Raw genomic sequence first — 23,642 nt, forward strand, 5'->3', positions numbered from 1 at the left:
GCGCGTGATCGGCCTCGCTACCGTGAGGAATTACACTTCTGTCATGGGTACGTGTCGACCGCGGACTGCAAGTACGGGCTGACGGAAAAATGCTAGTGGTTCGCCGAGGAGGAGGAGCCACATTCGGATGGTCGCTGCCAAAGGCGTGGATCATTTCGCCAGTCGGCGGATTTCGCCTTCGGTCGACGCTGCTCCCGGCGCATCGTGAATCGGTCGAAAGAACAAGGTACAGTTGGCGAGTGATTGCCGCGATTGTCTTTGATGTCGGAGAGACGCTGGTCGACGAGACCCGGGAATATGGAACGTGGGCGGACTGGCTTGGCGTGCCCAGGCATACGTTCGCGGCAGCGTTCGGCGCCGTCATTGCGACCGGTCTCGACTATCGCGAGACATTCCAGATCTTCCGGCCTGGGTTCGATCTCGATGAGGAACGGCAAGCACGAGCTGATGCGGGGCAGGCTGAGTGGTTCGGTGAGGATGACCTCTATCCCGATGTGCGGCCCGCGTTGTCGAAGCTGCGTGAGATGGGAATATTTGTTGGGATCGCCGGGAATCAAACAGCTCGTGCAGGGACTTTGCTCCGGGGGCTGGACCTTCCCGCCGACTTCATCGCTACCTCTGACGACTGGGGTGTGCAAAAGCCTTCGCTCGAGTTTTTCGCCAAGGTTGTCGAGGCGGCGGGCCGACCGGCGGAAGAGATCATCTACGTCGGTGACCGCATCGACAACGATGTGGCTCCCGCGAAACGAGCCGGAATGCGGACGGCCTACCTACTGAGGGGCCCTTGGGGGTGGATCCACCGTAACAAGAAGGAAGTCGCTGATCTGTCCGATTGGCAGATCAGCGATCTCAACGAACTGGCGAATATCGTGGTGGCAGAGAATTCCGCCGGTTAGCCGACCAAAGAATTGACGGTCGTATGCCAGTCGTACAACCGGGCGTCGAGGTCCCGGACGGAGGGCAAGGAATCCCACTGGGTGAGCGTTTGACGCACGGCCTTGATTCGATCCAGTGCAGTCGCATACCAGTTGCTCGCGAGTAGATCCAAGGCTTCCTCGAGATATCGGCACGCCTGCTCGGGGTTCTTCTCCAGCACGGCTGCGGCGGCCGCGTCGGCGAGATAGATCGACCTTTGCTTCGCATCCGCATCGGGTAGGACGCTGAGTACTTCCTCCAAGGTGTCGCGAGCTTCGCGGCCTCGGCCGGCGAGGATGAGTGTGTTTCCTTTGAAGCCTGCGAGCCTGACCGGAGAAAACCAGTCGAACCACTCCGGTGACGGATGTGAGTTGCTGTCGTGTTCGCCGTAGATTTTCTCGGCGTGATGGATCAGGGCGAGCGCCCGGCGTGGATCACCTAGCCGAGTCTCGACCTCCGCCTCGACAGCGTCCAGCCAAGCCATCGTCTCGGAGTTGGCGTTGCCCCTGCTCGCGAAAGCCCGTGCGGCACGTAGTCGTTCCCGAGCCTCCTCGGCGCGAGCTTGGTCGCCCGAGAACGCTGGGGCGAATGCCATATGCGCGAGCGCGGCCGCGCCGAGAAGCGAATCTCCGGCTTCGTGCGCGGCTTGAAGTGCTAGTACGAGACTTGGCTGCGCGAGCTCGGGCTGTTGTAGATCGAAGAATCCCAAGCGCCCGGCCAGAAGACTCGATTCCGAGACGGCTCGTGCCAGAACCGTCTTGCCCGAGCCCGATACCCGCGGCAAGAGTTCGAGTCCGAACTGAGCATGATCGGCGACCAGACGATGCAGGCGCGCCGCTGGGGTCGACCAGTACAGGCGGCGATGGGACGCTGTGACCGACGCGAATTCCTTCGCGACCGAAGCCGGTAGGAGCGATGCGGCCGTGCCGAAACCGCCGTGCCTGAACGGAAGTGCGTGTCTGTCAGTCAGCTTCTGACCTGCACGTGAATCGCTCTCCGCTTCCGTCCACGGTGGTGAGAACCCCAACTCGGTAACCGGCCGCTTGAAGAGTGCTTCCAGTGCCGCGGCGTGGTCGGGATGTGGCCACGGCGGATTCGCGGATTCCCACCTACGGACCGTCCGGCTTGCGACCTCGATGCGTAGTCCGATCTGACGCGCGGCTTCCGTCACAGCTTCTGCGAGTGCTGTTTGAGATCGGAAGCCAAGCGCCTGCCTGGCCGCGCGGAGTGAAGCGTTCCCTGTCGATGCCATAGGGGCCAGGTTAGTCCACGGATAGGACTCTCCCGCAAGAGAACTCACCATGAAGGTCCTACTGATGTCCCCTTGCATGGCCTTTATGCGGACGTTGAGTTTTGCGAACCTCATGAGAGATCTACAGGTGCCGCTCAGTGCAAGCGATGCTCATCCGAGCTGCGGCCGACCAGAGTCAACGGGAGGGAACACGGATGGTGGAACAGGATGTCGGCTTGTCAGGAGATGCCCGGCCGCGAATCACGGTCAGCATGTGCGGTGCCGCTTACGCGCGGGGTGTGACCGGTCCGATCGAGCAGGTCATGTGCTTGCTCTGTCAACGGATGGTGCCCGTGATCGATGGGCGGATCGGGGAGCACCGCACGAATGGGCCGGATACGTGTACATGGACCGGTGTCGAGGTCATCGATGACCGGCCTGCCGAACTGAGGGGAGGTGTGCGTTGACGTCGACCGGTCGCCCCCGGGCCATCGGGTTCTTGCGGACGGATATCGCAGGCTCGCATCAGAAATGGCTGGAGACGACAATGCGAAGCCTGGCCAAGCGGCTCGGTTACGACTTGTGCAAAACGATTGCGTTGTCGGCGAAGACGGACGATCCGGTCGGGTTGTTGCTCGATCAGATCGAGCGGACGCGGGCGGAGGCGGTCATCGTGCCGGGGCGTGTGCACCTGGATGGTCACATCGAGCGAGTAATGCGGCGGGCCGATGTCATCTTCGATGTCGACGACGTTGAGGCTCGATGGCCGATTACAGCTGTGATCGATAGGTGGCGTCCCTGACGCCGATTCTTCGCCGGGCTACCCGCTTCGTCGTCGGACCACACGGCCCGGCGGCGAAGCGACCGGCATCCACCACGCCCATCACCGTGGGCAGTAAAGCGTCCTTTGCCGCGGCACAACCACTCCAGCCGACTCGACTACTGCGGAATGAGACCTGGCTAGGGGCCGTGGCTTCTTATGCGCGGCAGGGGATGCCTCGATCCCGTGTGTCGGCTCGCCCAGCGCGAGCCGGGGCGGGCCGGTTCACGCGACGAGCAGTTCGTCGACGGCACGGCTCAGGCTTGCCGGGTCATCGAGCTGGCGGCCGATTTCACGCAGTGCGGTGACAGCGGACATGAACATCCTTTCCGGAGTCGCCCTGCCCTCGACAGTATCGTTGGAGTTCTTAATGAAACTTCGGTGCACGTCCCCTCGTACCAAGAGATAGAACCCTCAATTGGAGGTGCATGCTGCGGCCCATCGACCTCGCCCGGGAACACGGGTTGTCGGCACAGGCGATCCGCAATTACGACGACGCGGGCATCCTCCCGCCGGCCGAGCGCAGCGCGACCGGTTATCGGCAATACACGCTGCTGCACGCGCAGGCCCTCCGGGCGTTTCTCGCGTTGCGGGGTGGGCACGGGCACCAGCAGGCGATGGGGATCATGCGCGCGGCCAGCCGCGGCGACGCCGAGTCGGTCTACCGGCTGATCGACGCCGCACACGTCGCGATGCTCGCCGAGCGTGACACCCACGCCGAGGTCGCGAAGGCCCTGGGCGGCCTATCCAGCGCGACACCGGCTCCCCTGGACGGGCGACCCCTGACCGTGGGGGAACTCGCGCGTCGTATCCGCGTGCACCCGGCGACCTTGCGCACCTGGGAGAACCAGGGGATCTTGCACCCCGAACGCGATCGAGGGACGGGTTACCGGCAATACGGACCGGACTGCGTACGTGATGCCGAGATCGCTCGCCAGTTGCGCCGGGGCGGCTACCGGCTCGCCCAAGTCGCGCAGTTCATCGAGGCCCTGCGCGATGCGGGCGGGGCGGACGCGTTGCGCGCTTTTCTCGACTCCTGGCAGGCCCGGTTGACCGCGCGAAGCCGCAATCTTCTCGCTGGTGCGGCCCAGCTCGATGCCTACCTCACCATGCTCGATCAGGCACAGTAGCGATGACTCGATCAGGTGCAGCAGGCGACGATCGGGCAGCGAGCGGCCTGAATTTTCCGGTAGGGAAGCACATCGAATACTCCGCCGATCTGCTGGTTTACTCGAACCGTTTGTCGCGCTCGAACCACGCCGGGCCGAGTTCCAGATGTTCGGAGAAGATCCGCAGCAATTCACCGCCCCTGAGCCGCTCTCGATTGTGCGGAAGGTCGTGGAGCACTGGCGGCAGCGCTCGGCCGAGCGCGGACAGGAACTTGCCGCCGTTCTCAGCCCGCGTTGCGGATCTGGGTCAGGAATTCGGTGTTCGTTCCGGTCTGCCGCAGACCGGTCAACAGCAATTCGAGCGCCTGCTGCGGGTCGCGGCCCGCGAGGGTCTTGCGCAGGGATCGAATCGAGGTGCCTTCATCGGCGGTGAGCAGTAGTTCTTCTTTGCGGGTGCTGGAGCGGTCGATGTCGATCGCGGGGAACAGGCGGCGGTCGGCCAGGTGCCGGTCGAGCTTCAGTTCGGCGTTTCCGGTGCCCTTGTATTCCTCGAAGATCACCGTGTCGGCGAGTGAGCCGGTCTCGACCAGGGCGGTGGCGATGATGGTGAGTGAGCCGCCGTGCTCGATATTGCGGGCGGCGCCGAGGAATTTCTTCGGCGGCGCGAGCGCCCCGGCGTCGACGCCGCCGGAGAGGATGCGGCCGGACCCGGCGGCGGCCAGGTTGTAGGCGCGGGCGAGCCGGGTCAGCGAGTCCAGCAGCACGACGACGTCGTGACCCATCTCCACCAGCCGTTTGGCGTGTTCGATGGCCAGTTCGGCGAGCGCGATGTGCTCGTGGGCGGGCTGGTCGAAGGTCGCGGCGGCCACCTCGGCGGGCACCGCGCGGGACAGGTCGGTCACCTCTTCCGGGCGTTCCCCGACCAGTACCAGCATCAGCTGGCAATCGGGATGGTTCTTGGCGATGCCGTGCGCGATGGATTGCAGCACAGACGTTTTGCCCGCCTTGGGCGGTGCGACGACCAAGGCGCGCTGGCCTTTGCCGATCGGCATGACCAGATCGGTCACGCGCGTGGTCAGTTCGTGCGGCTCGGTCTCCAGACGTAGCCGGTCCTGCGGATAGATGGGAACCAAGTCGGCGAAGTGCGGTCGCGCCTCGGCATTGCGCGGTGGCAGGCCGTTGATCTGGTCGACTCGGATCAGCGGTGCGAGTTTCGCGCCCTCACGTTTGGGTCCGACTACGCCGGTGACCGTATCGCCGCGACGCAAGCCGTACTCGCGGACCAGCCGCGTCGGCACATGAGCGTCGTGCGGTCCGGGCAGATATCCGTCGACGTGCAGTGCGGCGTGGTTGTGGTTGATGTCGAGGATGCCGGTGACCGGCGTTGTGCGGTTCTCCCCGTTTGGGTTGTCTTCGGTGTGATTCGTGTTGCGCTGCATCAGTTTTCTCCTGGGAAGTTATAGGTGTGGCGGGTCGCCGGGGAATGCCGCCTGCTGGGAATGGCGCTCGGTGCATGCGCGGATGTGTGGCAGTAAGCCGTCCGGTGCGCACATGCTGTCGTGACGAGATCGCCGTGGCGAAATGTGGACTCTTGTGGGAGGGAGTAGACACCTACATCCACAAGATGGAGACCGCACCAACAGTAGCGGCATCGAACACAACACGCAACAGTGCTCGTTTGTTCCCCCGGCATGTCGCTTGAATCGCCCAGCAGACATGGGGCGACCGGCACTCTGCCGCACCGCTACTTCAATCGAACTCCGCAACAGTCAATTGAGATCAGCACATCGAGTCCGTGTGCCTGCCCAGGGCGGAGTCGCCTGCTGATTCGATGTGCTCGCCGAGTCAGGCCGAACACCACGAGCGGACACCCGGGCGTCGCGTCGTCACCTGGCCGCGGCGTCGTCACCTGGCCGCGGCGTCGTCTCCCGGCCGCGGCGTCGTCTCCCGGCCGCCGCGTCGTCACCCCGCCACGGCGGCATCGGCAATGCAGCGGACATCTGTCAGGCTCGAACCTGATCGTGTTCGCCGACGAAGTCGAGAAAGCGCGGAATCGCCTGGTCCGGATTGGCCCACAGCACATCGTGTCCGACGCCCGGATAGATTTCGATGTCCGCCGAGGGGATGTGCTCCCGGATCCGGGCCGTCACCCGTTCCAGGTCGTTGGCCACCGTTTCCGCACCGAAGAGCACCAGCATCGGGGCGGTGATCGCGGCCAACTGCTCGTCGGTGAGCGGCTGCTCCCACGGCATGCCCGTGCGGAACTTCAGGCACGCCATGACCATTGCGAACTCGTCGTCGCTGAGTTCGGTGCCGGGGTTCAGCCACTTGATGAACTTTCGCATCCGCTCTGGCGTCGGCCGTATGCCCGCGAGGAGGAATCTGAGCAGCACTCGCCATCGCGGCTTGACGAACGTCGCCCCGCCCGGTTCGAACATGGTCAGGGTCGCCAGGCGTTCAGGGTGCACGGCGGCGACGAGAATCGCGATCCAGGAGCCGACGGAGTTCCCGGCCAGGTGGACGCGGTGGACACCGAGCCCGTCGAGCACCTCCACCAGCCATTTCGCCACGTCTGCTCCGTCACGCAGCGGTGCGGTCTGCTCGCAGTGTCCAGGCCAACCCATGACGTCCGGCGTGTACACCAGGTGGTCGCGTGACAACTCCTCGATGAACCGGTGCCAGACCTGGCCGTTGCCCGATATGCCGGGCAGCAGCAAGATCGGAGCGCCAGGTCCTGTTCCGGATGCGCGCACCGCTGTCGTGCCGAACGACGTCTCGACACTGTGCCGGCTCGAAGGCACCGGCCATTTCTCCGCCAGCACGTCATAGGCGCGCAGAAAAGTCTCTCGCGCTTCGTCGCTGGTGAACCGCCCGATCTTCGGCATGAGCCCGCCCTCTCACCTTTATGGTATGTCCATACCATGTTTCGCGGTATGAACATACCACGTATGCGGTACGTGCGTATCATCTAGACCTGCGGATCTGCGACACGAAAGGAAGGCGGCAGCGCGCGTGCCACGACTGGTCGACCACGAAGTGCGGCGGCGCGAGATTACCAGCGCTGTGCGGAGAGTCATCGTCGGCGGTGGGCTGGAAGCCGTGACCTTCCAGACCGTCGCCGCGGAGGCCGGGATCTCGGTACGGCTGGTGCAGTACTACTTCGGTGCCAAGCGGGAGTTCCTGCTGGCGACCCACCGGTCGGTGATCGAGGACGCGGGCGCCCGGTTCATGCGCCGCTGGGACTCGCTGGGTGCGGACGCGACGCCGCGCGAAGCGATCCGCGCGGTACTGATCGAACTGCTGCCCCTGGACAACCTGCGCCGCGAAGAAGCCATCGTGCTCGGCGCCTTCGGCACGGCGGCGATCACGGGTCGGGGCATCACCGCGGAGGAGACATTCGCCGCGCCGCGAGCCTTGGTCGCGATCGTCGCCGACCAACTGCGGCGGGCCCGGTCCGGGGAAGCGGAGGACCGGGCCGACCTCGACGCCGAACTCATCACCGCCGCCATCGGCGGACTCGCGCAAGGCCTGCTCCAGGGGTACGGCACCGCGCAATCTGTGGTGGAGCTCGTTGATCATCTCCTCGATCGTGTGCTCGGTGCGGAAACCGGCGCTCGGGCGACCAGGGCCGGTGGTGATCGAGCCCGCTGACGCGCATCCTGTCCGGATTCGGAATGTATCGGCTCGACATGACGTGATGAATTGCGGGACAGGCCAATTCGTGTGGAAAGACGAGTCGGGCTCGCGTGATGTCGCCTAGACGCCTACTTTCCATCGACACCGGGATCGTCGCGTAACGAAGAATCGGTCTGTAGGAGTGCGATATTGCGAGATAGGTTTCTGAACCAGTGTGCGGGCGGTTGTGTTTCAGCAATTTAATTGCCGATTGGTCATCCGCTGCGGGAGCAGTTCGACCTCCAGACCGATCGAGACCTTCGGTCACATCTGCAACGTTGGTTCCGAAATTCCTCATCCGGCTGTTATTTTTCGCTTCGGTGTGATAGCGCCGGGCCGCTCACGAACGCTTTGTTGTCTCTCATTGGACTGCGTTAGCGCTGGTCAGGTGGCATGGGACGAGCATCGCGAAGAGATCGAGGTGCGCGCGACTATTGCGGTGATCGTGCCGCGCGGTCGTATACTCCCTTTATGGCGGATGGATCTTCCTCCACCGAAGTCCCCGAGGCGCCGGTTCTCGTGGTGCAGACGCGGGAACGCGTCTATCGGCTCCGCGCCGGGGGCGCATATAACGTCGGTCGCGATCCGTCGGCCGATATCGTCGTCTCCGATCCCCGCGTTTCCTCGTTGCACGCCGTTCTGGAGCGTGGCGCGGACGGTTGGAAAATCGAGGACGCGCACAGCCTCAACGGCACATTCTTCGACGGTCACCGCGTCGATCGAATGGTGATCGACCACGACGAGACGTTCCAGCTCGGGCACGCCGTCGACGGCGAGAAATTGGCTTGCTCGGTGGAGACGCCACCCGGCCAGGAGCCCGATGGCGATGCCGGTGGCGACACGATGATCGTGCCGAATCCCGGCTACGACCTCGACGACGAAGCCACGGTCACGAAGTTCGATGCGCACCTGCCGAGGCGGGTGTCGCGATCCGCGCCCCCGGCGCACCGCCCCAGCGCGGTGGTCCGGATAACGTCACCCACGCTGCGGATCGGACGCTCCGCGGACAACGACATCGTCGCGCACGATCTGATGGTCTCCCGTCAGCACGCCGAGTTGCGGACGATCGGCCCGGGCAGATACCGGATCGTCGACCTCGACAGCCACAACGGCACCTACGTCAACGGCACCCGTGTCGACGCCGCCGATCTGTCCGAGAACGACTTGATCGGAATGGGGCATACGACCTTCCGGCTGGTCGGCGACGAACTGCGCGAGTTCGTCGACACCGGTGACGTATCGGTCTCGGTGCAGAACCTCACCGTGCGGACACCCGAGGGCAAAGTGCTTCTCGACGGTGTCGGCTTCCCCATCCCCGAGCGTTCGCTCGTCGGCGTCATCGGACCGAGCGGCGCGGGTAAGTCGACGCTGCTCGGCGCGGTCACCGGGTTGCGGCCCGCCACGGAGGGGACGGTCCGCTACGACGGCCGCGACCTGTACACGAATTACGACGAGCTGCGCCACCGCATCGGGTTGGTCCCGCAGGAGGACATCCTGCACAACCAGCTTCCCACCCGGCGCGCCCTGCTCTACGCGGCCGAGCTGCGCTTCCCCGGTGACACGCGCCCGGAAGAGCGCGAACAGCGGGTCGACGAGGTGCTCGAGGAACTCGGTTTGGCGCGGCATGCCGACACTCGCATCGATCAGCTCTCGGGTGGGCAGCGCAAGCGCGTGAGCGTCGCGCTGGAGCTGCTGACCAAACCGTCGCTGTTGTTCCTCGACGAGCCGACCTCCGGCCTCGATCCGGGCCTGGACAAGACGGTCATGGAGATGCTGTCGGAGCTGGCGCACGACGGGCGGACGGTCATCGTCGTCACCCACAGCGTGGCGAACCTCGACGCCTGCGACCGTCTCCTGGTCCTGGTGCCCGGTGGCCGACTGGCCTACTACGGGCCGCCGGCGGAAGGCTTGCAGCAGTTCGCTGCGGGGAACTGGGCCGAGGTCTTCCAGGCGTTCGATCGCGAGCACGAACGGGACTGGGCCGGTGAGTTCGAGGCGTCGCCACGCTACGAGCGCTACGTGGCGGTCGGTCTGACCGATGACGTCGGCCCGGCGCAAGTGCGCACACCGGCGCCGCCGCCCGCGCCGCAGTCCAAGCTCAGCCAGCTCAGCACGTTGTGCCGACGCTACTTGGCGGTGATCGCCTCGGACCGGAGTTATCTGGCGCTGCTCGGCGTGCTGCCGCTGTTGCTGGGCGGTTTGATCGCCGCGGTGCCGTCGGGCGAGGGGTTCGCCGGGGCGCCGGGCACGAACGTCGATGCCCCGACCAAGCTCATGGTCCTGGCGTTCGCCGCGTGCTTCGTCGGCACCGGCAATTCGATCCGCGAGATCGTCAAGGAGCAGACGATCTATCGCAGAGAACGCGCGGCAGGACTCTCGGCCGGCGTCTATTTGATGTCGAAACTGCTGGTGCTGGGCGTAATCACCACCTTGCAGGCGGCGGTGTTGGTGTTGATCGGCACCATCGGCGTGAGTATGCCGCCCAAAGGGCTGTTCACCTCGGTCGAGTTGGAACTGATCCTGGCGATGGCGTTGCTCGGCATCGCGTCGCTGGCGTTGGGCCTGCTGGTGTCGGTCAGCGTGAACACGTCGGAGAAGACGCTGCCGCTGCTGATCGTGCTGTCCATGGCGCAACTGGTGCTCACCGGCGGGCTGGTACGGCTGCCTGGCACCCCCGTTCTGGAACAGCTGGCATACATCGCGCCGTCCCGCTGGGGGTTCGGAGCGGGCGCCGCGACCCTCGACCTCGACACTCTCTCGCCGCATGATGGCGGGCCCGACCCACTGTGGAAGCACACCATCGGCACGTGGCTGCTCGATATGGGAGTCGTGGCCGGTCTGGGAGCGGTCTTCCTGGCGCTGGCCTGGTATCGCCTGTATCAGCTGCGTCCGCGGCGCCGCGGCGCCAGCCGCGCGAGGATCTGACGCGTCCGCCGGATACGGCGTCCAGGGGACTTACCCGGCCGTCTCCGGCGCCGTCCGCTGTCGCGTGACGCGACCGCCGATGACAATCCCCGCCCGCTGCCACCGGATCGAACGCTCTCGTGGACGGCACGAAGTCTCCGGCCGCGACCTGCGAGCGAAGGCGAGGCAAGCCGAGCCGAACGGTTCGCCGGGAGGCTACTGAACTCCGGCCGGGCAGGGCCGTCCGCACGGCGGCCCTGGTTCTGTCCTGGGTGATTCGTCCCGCTGCCGCCGAACAGGCCTGATTGCTCATCGGGTCGAACGGATTTCGATGACGAGTTATCTTTTCGTTCTCGGCCGGGTCGGTCGTCCTGTTCGGCGGGAGTGGTCGACGGCCGAGGCAGCTATGGCGCGCTGCGTCTGGAACACTCGACCGTCGGAAAGGTTCTTTGCTGATGTTCCGTCGTTTCACGACCAACGCGCCCGCTGGGGCGCCGCCGGTGGATGATCTGGTGGCAGGCGCGCTGCCGGACCGGGTGCAGATCGCGCACGAGCGGTTGGCCCACCAGGACGATCCGGCGCTGCTCGAAGCACTATCGGAGCGTGAGCTCGCCGCCTCCCGCGAGTTGGCCGAGCTCGTGCGTGACTATGAACGCCACGAGAAGCGGGCGCGCATCCAGGCGGCCGCCGACGCCGCGGAGCGGGTGCGGCGCACGGCCGCCGAACTTGCCGAAAGGGAGGCCGCGGACTTGTTGCGCGCCGCGCAGGCGATCGGGGAGCAGCGCCACAGCAGCAGCCCGCACGCGAAAGTCGCTCGCCTGCATCAGCGCAAACCCCGGGTGCTGGGCCTGCTTGCCGGAGTCGTCGCGTTCTCGATGCTGTTCTCCGCGGTCACGGTGCAGCAGAACATCGCGCCGACCGGCGGCGCGACCAACCCGATGTTCTGGCTGTCCTACGGCTTGGAGGCGCTGATCAGCGCGGTGCTGGTCGCGCTGATGCTGTCCACCGGTGACACCGCAGAATGGGGTGTGATCGACCGGTTGTGGCAGGTCTACACCGTCGAGGGCGTCTTGCTGACGGCGAGTATCGCCTTGAACACGTTCCCGTACTTCCGGTCGGGCGACATGGCAGGCATCGGCATCCACGCGATCGCGCCGATCATGATCGGCGTCGCGCTCGTCACGCACCGGCTCGTCGCCGAGCGATACGGGCGCGCGATCGAGCAAGCGACCGCCGCCGTGCCCGACCATGAGGATCTTCAGGAACGGCTGGCGGCGCTCACCCAGGTCGGTGGCGCGGGGAACCAGATCCTGCCGAGCATCCTCATGGAGCCGACGGCGACCGTTCGCCGCGAGAGCGAACCCGCGAGCGCCGAAGCGCCCGCGCCCGGCGCGGAGGGTGCGGCCGGACCACAGACCGAACAGCACGCCGCGTCGGGGCAGCCCGCCCCTGCGGCCGAAGTCGCCACGCCCCCTGTTCCCGCGCCCGAACTCACGGAGCTGTGGTTTGCTACGACGCCGCTGCCCGCGGTCGAACGGGTTGCCGCGGGCGGTCCAGAAGCGCCCGTGGAAGCCAGTCCGGACGAGGCCGTTCTCGACGCGCGGTTGGCGGCGGCGGTGCGGCAGACGCTCAACCGGATCCGGTCGGTCAAGCAGCCCGAGCCGGGCGAGCAGCCGGCGCAGCCTCCGGCCGCGCCCCAGCCGAGCGCACCCGCGGTCGCGGAGGCTGCCGACGGGCATGACGTGCGCGGCGAGGTCCCTCGGACAGGTCCCGCGCCGGCGGCTCACGGCACGGTCGTCGAGCACGACGCGCGCTTCCAGGCCACCGAGGTGAATCCCCAGCGCAACGATCGTGACGTGATGGCGGGGGTCACCGAGCACGCCGTGCGCGCGGAGGCCGCCGAGGTGGACCCCCAGCCCGACGATCGTGACGCGGTGACGGGTGCCACCGTGCACGTCGTGCGCGCGGAGGCCGCCGAGGTGCATCCGGAATCGAATGGCGCCGCGCCGGAACCGCTCGGTGCCATGGCCCAGCACTATGGACCCGGCGCCGCGGGCGACGATCAAGCGCCGCGAATGGAACACGTGGCACCGGTCGCGGCCGTGCAGTCGGCTCCGATCCCGCAGGCCCCGCAGGACGCCGCACCGCGCGCGGCCAACGAACCTCAGCTCACCACTCGATGAGCTGAGCGGCACGGCGATTCGGTTCGACCACAGCCTGTTCAGCGGAGCGCGGCTCGATGCGCTGGTTCGCATGTTCCGGTCCGATTGCGCAGGCACGGGAGGACGCTGCCATACCGCGCGGCCAACGATCCTCAGCTCACCATTCGGTGAGCTGAGCGGTGTCGGATCGTCGCTGGGCGCAGCGATGTACCGGCCGAACGCCGTGCGAATTCGCGCGCCATCGGTCACGCGGGGTGCCGTGCCCTGGTGCCTCTGTGGAGTTGTCACCACACGCGTGCGGGCGAATTCAAGTGCCGCGCCTCGATTCTGTCGCTCATAGCGAAGGCCATCTGTGGACTCGGGCGTTCGCGCGAAGCGAGCATGGACGACCCGCTGGGGTGTGAACATCGAGGGGTGGTCCGGCGTACCGGGCGCAGTGCCTCGGCGTGGCGGGTCCTCAGCCCTGCGCCTGCAGACTCCAGGTGCGTCCGTCGGGATCGCGCACCGTCATTTCCTTTGTGCCGTAATGGGTCGCCTCGAACGGTGCGACCACGTCGATGTCTTCGTTCGGCCGGAACGAGTCGGCGTCGGTGACGGTGAGGACCAGTTGGGTGCGCGGCGTCTGATTGTTCGGGATCTCCGCGATGAAGACGTAAGGCCCGTCGCCGTTGCGGAACAGTCCGGAGCTGTGGTCGGTGGTGAATTCCGGCTCGTAGCCGAGGGCTTGGAAGAATCTCGCCGTCTTGCCCCAGTTGTGCGTCTCCACGTGCACGCCCTCGATGCCCCGCGTCGTCATATCGCTCTCCTTCGGTCGCTTCAGCTGTCGGTGGTGTCGTCGAGATAAGCGCGCAACGCGTCCGCGACCAGCGCGGACAGGGACGTGCCCGACTCGATGGCGCGGAATTTCACCTGCTTGATCAGACCGATCGGCAAGTACACGTTGAACTGTTTCACTTCCTCGTCGCCCACCCGGCAAATGCTAGCATGCTAGCAAGCTAGCGCCTAGCGGTTTCTTTCGGTCGACCCGATGGCCGAATGGACGTAGCGTCGAATTCGTGAAAGTTCCCGAACACCTGCCCACGACCGCGGGCGAACTGCGTTCGGCCGGCTATCTGCCGCGTGGCGTGAAGACCGAGATCCGCGAGAACCTCCTGGCGCTGTTGAGTTCCGGCGGCGACCCGTGGCCCGGCATCGTCGGGTTCGACCGGACGGTCGTGCCGCAGCTGGAACGCGCCCTGCTGGCGGGACACGACGTCGTGCTGCTCGGCGAGCGCGGCCAGGGCAAGACCCGGCTGCTGCGTACCCTGGCCGGTCTGCTGGACGAATGGACGCCCGTGATCGCGGGCGCCGAGCTGGGCGAGCATCCGCTCGACCCGATCAGCCCGGCCGGTCGCAGGCTGGCCGCCGAACTCGGCGACGATCTGCCCGTCGCGTGGCGGCATCGGTCGCAGCGGTACGCCGAGAAGCTGGCCACGCCGGACACCTCCGTCGGCGACCTGATCGGCGACGTCGATCCGGTGAAGGTGGCCGAGGGCCGCAGCCTCGGTGACCCGGAGACCATCCACTTCGGACTCGTCCCGCGCGCGCATCGTGGCATCGTGGCGATCAACGAGTTGCCCGACCTCGCCGAACGCATCCAGGTCGCGCTGCTGAACGTGATGGAGGAGCGCGACATCCAGGTTCGCGGCTACACCTTGCGGCTGCCGCTGGACGTGCTGCTCGTCGCGACCGCGAACCCCGAGGACTACACCAACCGCGGCCGGATCATCACGCCGCTGAAAGACCGTTTCGGCGCGGAGATCCGCACCCACTACCCGCTCAGCGTGGCGGCGGAGGTGGCGCTGGTGCGCCAGGAGGCGGAGCTGGTGGCCGAGGTGGGCGATCCGCTGATCGAGGTGCTCGCGCGGTTCGTGCGGCAATTGCGCGAGTCGTCCGCGATCGACCAGCGGTCCGGCGTGTCGGCGCGTTTCGCCGTCGCCGCGGCCGAGACGGTGGCGGCGGCGGCCTTGCGCAGGTCCGCGGTGACGGGGGAGAGCCCGGCCGTGGCGCGTCCGGTCGACCTGGAATCCGTCCCCGCGGTATTGCGCGGCAAGCTGGAGTTCGAGTCCGGCGAGGAGGGGCGTGAGCAGGAACATCTCACCCATCTGCTGCGCCGCTCGTTCTCCGAGACGGCGCGTGCCTTGCTCGGCGGACTGAACCTGCGGCCGCTGGCCGACGCGGTCGGCGACGGGCATCTGGTCACCACCGGGGAACGCGTGCCGGGCGAGCAGGTCCTCTCGGCGCTGCCCGAGCTGCCCATCCTGCACGAAGTGGCCGGACGGCTCGGCGTCGACGCGGCCGATCCGCCGCCGCGAATCGCCTCGGCTGTCGAATTCGCCTTGGAGGCGCTCTACCTGGCCCGGCAGATCGCGAAAGATTCCGACGACGGGCTGGCGGTGTACGGCCGATGACCACCGCTGTTCCCGGCGAGGAATCGTGACCACCCCCGATCGCTACTCCTACGGCCCGTATCACGACGGACCGGATCCGTTGGCGCCTCCGCTGGACCTGCGGGAAGCGCTGGATCTCATCGGGCGCGATGTGATGGAGGGCAGCTCCCCGCGCAACGCCATGCAGGAGCTGTTGCGGCGCGGCACCCGCACCACGCCGGGGCTGGAGGAGCTGACCCGCAGGTTGTGGCAGCGCCGCGCCGAGATCGCCCGCAGCCACCGCTTGGACGGCACGTTGCAGCAAGTCCGGGCATTGCTGGAAGAGGCGCTGGAAGCCGAGCGTGGCGCGCTGTTCCCCGACCCCTCCGACGACGCCAGGTTCGCCGAAGCGCAGCTGGACGCCCTGCCGTCGAGCACGGCCGCCGCCGTCACCGAACTGGCCGACTACCCCTGGCGATCGGAGACCGGCCGCGAGAACTACCAGAAGATTCGCGACCTGCTCGGCCGCGAACTACTGGAGTCGCGCTTCCAGGGCATGAAAGAGGCTTTGCGGAACACCACCGCGCAGGACGTCGAGCGGGTCAGGCGGATGATGTCCGACCTCAACGACCTGCTCGCCGCCCACGCCAGGGGCGAGAACACCGAGCAGCGGTTCGCCGAGTTCATGGCCGAGCACGGCGAGTTCTTCCCGGAGAACCCGCGCGACACCGAGGAATTGATCGACGCGCTCGCGGCCCGCGCCGCCGCCGCGCAGCGCATGATGAACTCGATGTCCGAGCAGCAGCGTGCGGAGTTGTCCGAGCTGATCGGCCAGGCGTTCGGCGATCCGGCGATCGCCCAGCAGGTCGCCGCGCTGGACGCGAATCTGCGCGCGCTGCGCCCCGGCGAGGACTGGAACTCCGCGCGGCGCTTCCGCGGCGAGGATCCGCTCGGTCTCGGCGCGGGCGCGCAGGCGCTACAGGACCTCGCCGAACTCGACGCGCTCGCCGAGCAACTCGGCCAGTCCTACGCGGGCGCCCGGCTCGAGGACATCGACCTGGACGCGCTGGAGCGCCACCTCGGCGCGGACGCGAGCGTGGACGCCGCGCGGCTGGCCGAACTGGAACGCGAATTGCGCAGGCAGGGCATCTTCGAGCGAGCGCAGGACGGCTCGCTGCGGTTGACGCCCAAGGCTCTGCGCCGGCTCGGCGAGACGGCGCTGCGTGACGTCGTCGGGCGCTTGCGTTCCCGGCGCGGAGAACGGGACACCGCCCTGGCCGGGGCCGCGGGTGAGCCGACCGGTGGCTCAAGGGCCTGGCGCTTCGGCGACACCGAGCCGTGGGACGTGTCGCGGACAGTGCGCAATGCCGTGCTGCGGTCGGCGTCGACGGGGGATCGGCGGGTGCGGCTGGACGTGTCCGATGTCGAGATCATGGAGACCGAGCAGCGCTCCAGGGCCGCCGTCGCGCTGTGTGTCGACACGTCCTGGTCGATGGTGCAGGACGGCAGATGGGTGCCGATGAAGCGCACCGCTCTCGCGCTGCACCACCTGATCGGCACCAGGTTCCGCTCCGACGCCCTGAGCGTGATCACCTTCGGCAGGCACGCGACGACCGTCGACATCGGCGAACTCACGGCGCTGGAAGGGGTGTGGGAACAGGGCACCAACCTGCACCACGCGCTGCTGCTGGCCGCCGCGCACCTGCGCAGGCACCCCGACGCGGTGCCGGTCGTGCTCGTCGTCACCGACGGTGAACCGACCGCCCACCTGGAACCGGACGGAGAGACCTACTTCAACTGGCCGCCAGCGCAGCGCACGCTGGCCGTGACGATGGCGCAGGTCGACGCCTTGGCCAAACTGGGCGCGTCGGTGACGGTCTTCATGCTCGGCGATGACCCGCGCCTGGCCGCGTTCGTCGATCTGATGGCCCGCCGCAGCGGCGGCCGCGTGGTGGCGCCCGACCTCGACGGCTTGGGCGCCGCCGTGGTGAGCGACTACCTGCGCGGCAGGCGCTGAAGTCGCGGCTCGTCGGGGTCGATCTGGTAATTGCTACGAGATCACTACTGGCCCTTCCGGTGTCCCGAACCGCTCCCGCCGCGGAGTGCCGGGCACGGCGAGCGGCCTTCTGCGGCCGTGCGGTTGCGGCCGTACACCTTCGTGCGTGCGCGGTCGCAGGCGTGTCGCGAAAGTGGCACGGGGGCAGTCGGGCGGCCGTATCGAGGATTTATTGTGTCGGACTCGGCGTGTCGGAAACAAAAACCGAAAGGTATGAATACCAATAGGTATGAATACCGCAAGGTATTTATTACCGGTTTCCAGGGCCGATGTTTTTTACCGGAAATTTCTCACCGATTTGCTGTACAGCGCGCGGCGCCCGTGTGTAGCGTCTGGAACCCGTAAACCCCTCCCATGACAAGTGGTGGCGTGTGATCGGAATCGACGGCTGTCTGAAGCGCATCATGGATATTCCCGGTGCGCGCAGCGTGACGCTGGTTGACGGAGCGAGCGGTCTCGCGATCGCCGCGGACGGCAGGCACGACTTGGTGGACGAGCACGAAGATGCCGCGGCCACAACGGATGTGGTGCGCGCGGTGCTGGCCTGCCCGGCATTGTCGACCGAGGGCGACGACGTCACCGAGATCATCGTCTGCGGCACTCGCGGATATCACCTGCTGAACCTGGTGAACGGCGATTTCGACGGACGGCTTTTCGTGCACGTGCTGTTCGACGCGGACGCCGGAAATCTCGCGATGGCGCGATACCAACTGCGCGGAATTCTCGACGAATCGGCCGAGGACGCTCATGAGCCCTGAACTCGCGGTCGAATTGCGGCGGCTGGAGCAGGAGGGACGGACGGGGGTGCTGCGCGCGGGCGACGGTGCTTTCCATCTCGCCGAAGGCGCGATCGTTTCCGCCGACTGCCGCCGCACCACCGGGCTGGACCGGCTGGTCGTCGAAGCGGGCGTGGCGACCGCCGAGGACTGGCGGCGCGCCGACGCGGGCGATCCAGGCCGTGTGCTGGGGCGACCACGGCTGGAGACCCTCGCGATGCTGTCGGTGTTCGATGCCGCCTATTTCCTGCTCGCCTCGCCCGCCGTCCCGGAGTTCCGCCCGGCCCCGCCGCACTGGCTGGCCCCGGTCTGCCACATCACGCCCCGTGCTCTCGTGCAGGAGTGCGCGCGGCGCGGCGATCCCGGCTCCGGGCCGTGGCCCGCCGACCTGGTCGATCGCGTGCCGGTCGTGCCGGTCCGCCGGGTGCGGCGACGGCGCCTGGTGCTCACCGGAGGACAGGCCGAGGTGCTGGCAGCCGTCGACGGCAGGCGCAGCGTCGCGGGCATCGGCCGGGAACTCGGCCGCACCACCTACGGATGCCTGGTGGCGGTGCGGGATCTGACCGCGGCGGGTCTGATCGAGCCGCCCGTCGCGGCGCGGGTCTCCGTGGCGGCCGGGCCGGTCGCGCCCGAGCCGGTGCGCACCGAGCCCGCGGCGGTCCCACCCGCGCTCGCCGAGCCGGGGCGGCTTCCCCGCCGGCGCGGTAGGCATTCGGCGCCACCCGCCCCGCTCACCGATCCGTTGGAGCCGCCGGATCGTGACCTGCTCGTCCGCCTGCAAGCGGCTTTGGAGGAGCTCGCGTGACCGCGCGGAAGAAACTGCTCGGCGATTGGATGGGAAGAAGGTTGACGAAGGTGGCGATGTCCGGACCCGAACCGAACGTGGCGGTGCTCGGCGAGCTGAAGGCGCTGCGCGATCGCGTTCCCCGGCTGACCGGCGCGCTGGTCGCGTCGAACGACGGGCTGCTCGTCGCCCACGATCTGCCCCCGCAGATCGAGCCGAACGGGATGGCCGCCATGGCCGCTTCGCAGCTGTCGCTGTCGCATCGGCTGGCCACCACCGCGCACGGCGGCGGCTTCAGCGAGGTCGTGGTGCACGGCACCGGCGGGCACGTGGTCATCTACGCCGCGGGCTGGACCTCGCTGACCGTCTTGGCCGCGCCCGAGGTGAACATCGGCCGGCTGCACCTGGAATCCCGTCCGGCCGCCCGCGCGATCGCCGACTTGCTGACGTCGGTGACCGCAGGCGCGGGAAGCGAACAAGCAACGAAAACCCACTGAAAGGAACACTTATGTCCAATATGGATCTGGCGCTCAAAGACATGATGGTGATCGACGGCGCGATCGGCGCCGCCGTGGTCGACTACAACAGCGGCATGGCGCTGGGCATGCTCGGCAGCTCCAAGTCCCTCGACCTCCAGGTCGCGGGCGCGGGCAACACCGAGGTGGTGCGCGCCAAGTTGCGCACCATGGATCAGCTCGGACTCAAGGACGAGATCGAGGACATCCTCATCACGCTGTCCGGGCAGTACCACATCATCCGGCCGATGACCGGCCGCAAGTCCAAGGGCCTGTTCCTCTACCTCGCCCTGGACCGGGGCCGGGCGAATCTGGCGCTCGCCCGCCACCGTCTGAGGGGCATCGAAGAAGATCTGGAGGTCTGATCGGCGGCCGGGTCCGCCCCCACGCGGAGCGACGGCGTCAACGTCGACGTTGTCACCCTGGCCGGTTACCTCCGGCTCCACCACCGTTTCTTCTCCCCACTCGCGGGGTCGGCCTGCTTCACTCGAGGCCGGCCGGGCGAGGCCAGGGGTTGGCCTCCTTGTCCTCGACCGACTGATTGAAGCGCGCGATGAGCCTGCTGAACAGATCGATGTCGTCCTCGGTCCACTCGGCCACCACCGCGCCGATGCCCTGGCGGCTCTGCTTGCGGTCGGCGGCAAGCAATTCCAGTCCCTTGGCGCTGGCCCGGATCTTGCGGGCGATGCCGCCGTCGGGGTCGGGCACCCGCTCGACCAACCCTTGCTTACGCATGGCCCCGACCTGTCGGTTGATCGTGGAAACGTCCAATTGGAACGCCTCGGACAGCTCGCGCAGGCTCAGCGGATGGTCCAGTTCCAGCCTGGTCAGAATCAGATATGCCGAGCGGTCGAGCTGAAAGCCGGGACGTCGCAGCAGCGCGGCGGGGAAGTGCCTCGACAGCAGCGACAGTTCGAAGGTCAGGCGGTTCAGCGCCGCCTTGTCGCCGGGACCGGAATCGGACATAGCTCACTATGTCGCGCGGATCACGTACTCGCCAAATTGTGCAGCATACACACCATATGTACCGTGCACATGTGACTGTAGCTGCCGACGCGTCCTCGACCGTCTCTGATTCCGGCGACCGGCGCCGTCCCTCGTCGGCACTGCTCATCGCGACGCTCGGCATGGTCGGAGTGGTCGTCTCGCTCATGCAGACGCTGGTCATTCCGATCATCCCGTCGCTGCCGACGCTGTTGCACACCTCCGCGTCCAACGCCTCCTGGGTGGTGACGGCCACGCTGCTGGCGGGCGCGGTGGCGACCCCGATCAGCGGGCGGCTGGGCGACATGTTCGGCAAGCGGCGCGTCTTGTTCGCGAATCTGCTTCTGCTGGTGGCGGGTTCGGTGGTCTGCGCGTCGTTCGCCACCCTGGTGCCCGAGATCGTCGGGCGCTCGCTGCAAGGCGCGGCGGTCGGCGCGATTCCGCTCGGCATCAGCATCATGCGCGACGAATTGCCCGCCGAACGAGTGGGTTCGGCGATGGCGATCATGAGCGCCACGCTCGGCGTCGGCGGCGCGATCGGCCTGCCGGTCGCGGCGGCCATCGCGCAGAACGCCGACTGGCACGTGCTGTTCTGGACTTCCGCCGCGCTCGGCGTCCTGTGCGCCGTGCTGGTCTTCGTATTCGTGCCGGAATCGCCGGTGCGCACGCCCGCACGGTTCGACTTCGGTGGCGCCATCGGGTTGTCGGCGGCGCTGCTCGCGCTGCTCGTCGCGATCACGAAAGGCGCGGACTGGGGTTGGGCCAGCGCCCGAATCCTGACCCTGTTCGCGGTGTCGGCGGTGGTGTTCCTCGGCTGGGGCGCTTTCGAACTGCGGCAGCGTTCACCGCTGGTGGACCTGCGGGTCTCGGCGCGGCCGAGGGTGCTGTTCACCAACGCGGCCTCGATCGCCGTCGGATTCTCGCTCTACGGCATGTCCCTGACCTTCCCGCAATTGCTGATGGCGCCGGAGCAGACCGGATACGGCTTCGGGTTGTCCATGATCACCGCGGGCTTGGCACTGGCCCCCACCGGCTTCGTGATGATGCTGCTGTCACCCGTGTCGGCCCGGCTGTCGGCCAGTCGCGGGCCTAAAGTCACCCTCGCGCTCGGCTCCGCGGTGATCGCGGTCGGTTATCTGTGCGCGGTGGTGCTGATGAACAGCGTCTGGGAGATCATGCTCGCCTCGGTGATCGTCGCGGGCGGCGTCGGCCTGGCGTACGCGGCGATGCCCGCGCTGATCATGGGCGCGGTGCCGATCACCGAGACCGCCGCGGCCAACGGCCTCAACTCGCTGATGCGCTCGATCGGCACCTCGACCTCGGCCGCGGTGATGAGCGTCGTGCTGGCGCACATGACCATGAAACTCGGCCCGCACCTGCTCCCCTCGCGCGACGGCTTCCACACCACCTTCCTCATCGCGATGGCCTCGGCGCTGGTCGCGATCGGCCTGACCGCGTTGATCCCGATGCGCAAGACCGCCGACGCGGCGACCACCACCGGGCACTCCTGACGGAGATTCGGCGCGGTCTCAAGCGCCGGCCACGGCCTCGGTGTACCGGCGGCCAAGGGCGCGGATGTGGGCGACGAGCTCCGGCGGGCCGTCGACGCGGAAGTCCATCATCAGCATGGACAGGTAGATGGCGATCGTCTCCAGCGCGTCCGCGCCCGTGTAGAGCACGCAGGTGTCCGCGTCCACCGGCTCCACCACGCCGACCGCGGGATTGATCCTGGCGATGACCGTCTCGGCGGGCGCGAGCACGGTGACCTCGGCCCGCACCCGCCACCCCGTGGTGGCGATGTGGCGCATGACGAAGGAGACCAGGTCGTCGTCGGGAAGCGAACGCGCGGCGAAGCGGCGCGAACTCGTCTCCGCCCGCAGCACCCGCGCGACCGGGATCGCACGCCAGGAATGGTCGTCCAGACGGTAGGCGACCAGGTACCAGCGGCGCTGCCAGTTGATCAGCCGGTACGGCTCGATCTCGGCGGCGGACGCGGCCTCGGCTTCGGTGACGCGGACCGTCGCGCCGTCGCGAATGGCGCCGGCGAGGGTGGTGAGCACGGCGGCGGGAACCGGCGCGTCCGGCTCGCGCGATCCGGTCGTGGCCGGGCCGATGGCCGTGGCCTCGCGCAGCGCGGAAACCTTGCGCTGCAACCGTTTCGGCAGGATCTGGTCCAGTTTGCCCAGTGCCTTCGTGACGTGCTCGGCGATGTCGGCGATGCCGGTGGAGCCGTCCTCGGCGAGGCCGACCGCGACCGCGACGGCCACCGCTTCGTCGTCGTCCAGCAGCAAGGGCGGCATGGTCGCGCCGCGGCCGAGCCGGTAGCCGCCGATCGCGCCGCGCCCGGCGTGCACCGGGTAGCCCAGCTCGCGGAGCCGCTGAATGTCCTGCCGCAGCGTCCGATCGGTGACGCCGAGGCGCTGGGCCAGCTCCCGGCCGGTGTACGCGCGGTCCTGCAGCAGCGCGAGCAACCGCAGCAACCGCGGTGTGGTCGACGCCACTTTCACCCTCCTCTGTTATTAGGAACGAAAGTAGCCTAATGCCCGAATAGGCTGGTGTCATCAGCGAGAACGACCGAAAGGCTCCGAGATGAACGCCAACGCCACCGCGACCCTGCTCCCCGTTTGGCGGGACGTGCTCGCCGACTCCCACCGCGCGCTGGAAGGCATCGTCGCCGGTGTGCGAGCGGATCAGTGGCACCTGCCCACCCCGTGCTCGGACTGGGATGTGACGCAGGTCGTGCAGCACGCGGCCGGTGACCAGCTGGCCTACGCGGCGTCCCTCGGCATCGGCAACGGACCGGCCGACAACCCGTTCGCGCCTTCCGGCACGATCGACGGCGCCCCCGCCGACCTGGTGCGCACGGCGATCGAGCAGACCGCCTTCGCCTGGACCACGGTCGACGACGCCACCGAGACCGTGCCGACGCCGCTGCCGCACGGCGCGCTCGCCACCCCGATCGCCGCGGCCATGTGCGCGCTGGATGCCGCGGTCCACGCCTGGGACATCGCGATCGCGACCGGCCAGCCCTCACCGTTGACCGACGAACTCGCCGCACACCTGCTCACCGCCGCGCGGGCCGGCCACCCCGCGCCCGGCGGCGGCGAGACGGCCGAGATCATCGAGCCGCTGCGCCAATGGGGGGCCTTCGCCGCGATCGTCGACGGTTCGGCCGACGGAGCCCTCGGGGAACTGCTGCGCTACCTGGGCCGCGACCCGCGCTGAGCGGCCGGGCCGACGCGGGGCTCGCCGACCGAGCCCCGCGGGCGATGGATCGGCAGCATCGAAGCGTCTTCCCGACCG

The 23,642-nt window shown here is 67.6% G+C and carries 20 protein-coding genes and 1 pseudogene; 14 read left to right on the top strand and 7 right to left on the bottom strand.

Annotation, left to right across the window (positions count from 1 at the left end):
• Window positions 1-239: 239 nt before the first annotated feature.
• Window positions 240-896, top strand: coding sequence for an HAD family hydrolase (locus tag NB3_RS17250; RefSeq protein ID WP_067803986.1), 657 nt, complete (start codon window positions 240-242; stop codon window positions 894-896).
• Here the strand turns inward: NB3_RS17250 and NB3_RS17255 are convergent.
• Window positions 893-2,167, bottom strand: coding sequence for an NsdA family TPR-like regulatory protein (locus NB3_RS17255; protein ID WP_067803989.1), 1,275 nt, complete (start codon window positions 2,165-2,167; stop codon window positions 893-895). The two genes, NB3_RS17250 and NB3_RS17255, sit on opposite strands and share 4 nt — an antisense overlap.
• 442 nt (window positions 2,168-2,609) lie before the next feature.
• Here NB3_RS17255 and NB3_RS17260 point away from each other — a divergent pair, with 442 nt between their 5' ends.
• On the top strand, window positions 2,610-2,948 hold the full coding sequence (locus tag NB3_RS17260; RefSeq protein WP_067803992.1) for a hypothetical protein: 339 nt from the start codon (window positions 2,610-2,612) through the stop codon (window positions 2,946-2,948).
• A 449-nt stretch (window positions 2,949-3,397) separates the two neighbouring features.
• Window positions 3,398-4,096, top strand: a complete 699-nt coding sequence (locus NB3_RS17265; protein ID WP_067804069.1) for a MerR family transcriptional regulator — start codon at window positions 3,398-3,400, stop codon at window positions 4,094-4,096.
• Between the two features lie 263 nt (window positions 4,097-4,359).
• Here the strand turns inward: NB3_RS17265 and NB3_RS17270 are convergent.
• A pseudogene (locus tag NB3_RS17270) lies at window positions 4,360-5,526 on the bottom strand (transcription termination factor Rho, short form); the annotation flags it as partial.
• 552 nt (window positions 5,527-6,078) lie between these two features.
• Window positions 6,079-6,960, bottom strand: a complete 882-nt coding sequence (locus NB3_RS17275) for an alpha/beta fold hydrolase (RefSeq protein WP_067803998.1) — start codon at window positions 6,958-6,960, stop codon at window positions 6,079-6,081.
• Between the two features lie 127 nt (window positions 6,961-7,087).
• On the opposite strand from NB3_RS17275, the gene NB3_RS17280 reads away from it, so the two are divergent.
• The 3 genes from NB3_RS17280 (at window position 7,088) to NB3_RS35820 (ending at window position 12,837) form a co-directional block, all read left to right on the top strand.
• Complete coding sequence (locus tag NB3_RS17280; RefSeq protein ID WP_067804001.1) at window positions 7,088-7,726, top strand: TetR/AcrR family transcriptional regulator; 639 nt, start codon at window positions 7,088-7,090, stop codon at window positions 7,724-7,726.
• A gap of 495 nt (window positions 7,727-8,221) precedes the next feature.
• Window positions 8,222-10,675, top strand: a complete 2,454-nt coding sequence (locus NB3_RS17285; RefSeq protein WP_067804004.1) for an FHA domain-containing protein — start codon at window positions 8,222-8,224, stop codon at window positions 10,673-10,675.
• 434 nt (window positions 10,676-11,109) lie between these two features.
• Window positions 11,110-12,837, top strand: a complete 1,728-nt coding sequence (locus NB3_RS35820) for a hypothetical protein (RefSeq protein WP_067804007.1) — start codon at window positions 11,110-11,112, stop codon at window positions 12,835-12,837.
• A gap of 436 nt (window positions 12,838-13,273) precedes the next feature.
• On the opposite strand, the gene NB3_RS17295 is transcribed toward NB3_RS35820, so the two are convergent.
• Both NB3_RS17295 and NB3_RS17300 read right to left on the bottom strand, forming a co-directional pair.
• Window positions 13,274-13,612, bottom strand: coding sequence for a VOC family protein (locus NB3_RS17295; protein ID WP_067804010.1), 339 nt, complete (start codon window positions 13,610-13,612; stop codon window positions 13,274-13,276).
• A gap of 20 nt (window positions 13,613-13,632) precedes the next feature.
• A complete protein-coding gene (locus NB3_RS17300; protein ID WP_067804012.1) occupies window positions 13,633-13,785 on the bottom strand; it encodes a CopG family transcriptional regulator in 153 nt (50 codons plus the stop codon).
• Between the two features lie 86 nt (window positions 13,786-13,871).
• Here NB3_RS17300 and NB3_RS17305 point away from each other — a divergent pair, with 86 nt between their 5' ends.
• The 6 genes from NB3_RS17305 to NB3_RS17330 all read left to right on the top strand — a co-directional run bounded on the left by NB3_RS17305 (window position 13,872) and on the right by NB3_RS17330 (window position 19,720).
• Window positions 13,872-15,266 carry an ATP-binding protein gene (locus NB3_RS17305; RefSeq protein WP_067804015.1) on the top strand — a complete coding sequence of 465 codons (1,395 nt, stop codon included), beginning with the start codon at window positions 13,872-13,874 and terminating at the stop codon, window positions 15,264-15,266.
• Window positions 15,267-15,291: 25 nt separating this feature from the next.
• Window positions 15,292-17,241 carry a vWA domain-containing protein gene (locus tag NB3_RS17310; RefSeq protein WP_218020587.1) on the top strand — a complete coding sequence of 650 codons (1,950 nt, stop codon included), beginning with the start codon at window positions 15,292-15,294 and terminating at the stop codon, window positions 17,239-17,241.
• A 410-nt stretch (window positions 17,242-17,651) separates the two neighbouring features.
• A complete protein-coding gene (locus tag NB3_RS17315; protein WP_067804020.1) occupies window positions 17,652-18,038 on the top strand; it encodes a roadblock/LC7 domain-containing protein in 387 nt (128 codons plus the stop codon).
• A complete protein-coding gene (locus tag NB3_RS17320; protein WP_084486317.1) occupies window positions 18,028-18,861 on the top strand; it encodes a hypothetical protein in 834 nt (277 codons plus the stop codon). The genes NB3_RS17315 and NB3_RS17320 overlap by 11 nt, the downstream gene beginning before the upstream one ends.
• Window positions 18,858-19,337, top strand: coding sequence for a roadblock/LC7 domain-containing protein (locus NB3_RS17325; protein WP_244891942.1), 480 nt, complete (start codon window positions 18,858-18,860; stop codon window positions 19,335-19,337). The genes NB3_RS17320 and NB3_RS17325 overlap by 4 nt, the downstream gene beginning before the upstream one ends.
• Window positions 19,338-19,348: 11 nt before the next feature.
• On the top strand, window positions 19,349-19,720 hold the full coding sequence (locus NB3_RS17330) for a hypothetical protein (RefSeq protein WP_067804023.1): 372 nt from the start codon (window positions 19,349-19,351) through the stop codon (window positions 19,718-19,720).
• 118 nt (window positions 19,721-19,838) lie between these two features.
• Here NB3_RS17330 and NB3_RS17335 read toward each other — a convergent pair whose 3' ends face one another.
• On the bottom strand, window positions 19,839-20,321 hold the full coding sequence (locus NB3_RS17335) for a MarR family winged helix-turn-helix transcriptional regulator (protein WP_067804026.1): 483 nt from the start codon (window positions 20,319-20,321) through the stop codon (window positions 19,839-19,841).
• A gap of 71 nt (window positions 20,322-20,392) precedes the next feature.
• Between NB3_RS17335 and NB3_RS17340 the strand changes: the two genes are divergently transcribed.
• On the top strand, window positions 20,393-21,850 hold the full coding sequence (locus NB3_RS17340) for an MFS transporter (protein WP_067804074.1): 1,458 nt from the start codon (window positions 20,393-20,395) through the stop codon (window positions 21,848-21,850).
• Between the two features lie 18 nt (window positions 21,851-21,868).
• On the opposite strand, the gene NB3_RS17345 is transcribed toward NB3_RS17340, so the two are convergent.
• Entirely contained in the window at window positions 21,869-22,840 is a 972-nt protein-coding gene (locus NB3_RS17345; protein ID WP_067804077.1) for a helix-turn-helix transcriptional regulator, read from the bottom strand.
• A gap of 88 nt (window positions 22,841-22,928) precedes the next feature.
• On the opposite strand from NB3_RS17345, the gene NB3_RS17350 reads away from it, so the two are divergent.
• A complete protein-coding gene (locus NB3_RS17350) occupies window positions 22,929-23,564 on the top strand; it encodes a TIGR03086 family metal-binding protein (protein ID WP_067804029.1) in 636 nt (211 codons plus the stop codon).
• The last annotated feature ends 78 nt before the right edge of the window (window positions 23,565-23,642 follow it).

This window comes from Nocardia beijingensis NBRC 16342, assembly GCF_001612785.1.
Taxonomy (GTDB): Bacteria; Actinomycetota; Actinomycetes; order Mycobacteriales; family Mycobacteriaceae; genus Nocardia; species Nocardia beijingensis.

Bases quoted from the DNA above. Each gene is read 5' to 3' on its own strand.
- NB3_RS17255 (WP_067803989.1), bottom strand. From the start codon at position 2,167: ATGGCATCGACAGGGAACGCTTCACTCCGCGCGGCCAGGCAGGCGCTT.
- NB3_RS17275 (WP_067803998.1), bottom strand. From the start codon at position 6,960: ATGCCGAAGATCGGGCGGTTCACCAGCGACGAAGCGCGAGAGACTTTT.
- NB3_RS17285 (WP_067804004.1), top strand. From the start codon at position 8,222: ATGGCGGATGGATCTTCCTCCACCGAAGTCCCCGAGGCGCCGGTTCTC.
- NB3_RS35820 (WP_067804007.1), top strand. From the start codon at position 11,110: ATGTTCCGTCGTTTCACGACCAACGCGCCCGCTGGGGCGCCGCCGGTG.
- NB3_RS17295 (WP_067804010.1), bottom strand. From the start codon at position 13,612: ATGACGACGCGGGGCATCGAGGGCGTGCACGTGGAGACGCACAACTGG.
- NB3_RS17320 (WP_084486317.1), top strand. From the start codon at position 18,028: ATGAGCCCTGAACTCGCGGTCGAATTGCGGCGGCTGGAGCAGGAGGGA.
- NB3_RS17330 (WP_067804023.1), top strand. From the start codon at position 19,349: ATGTCCAATATGGATCTGGCGCTCAAAGACATGATGGTGATCGACGGC.
- NB3_RS17335 (WP_067804026.1), bottom strand. From the start codon at position 20,321: ATGTCCGATTCCGGTCCCGGCGACAAGGCGGCGCTGAACCGCCTGACC.
- NB3_RS17350 (WP_067804029.1), top strand. From the start codon at position 22,929: ATGAACGCCAACGCCACCGCGACCCTGCTCCCCGTTTGGCGGGACGTG.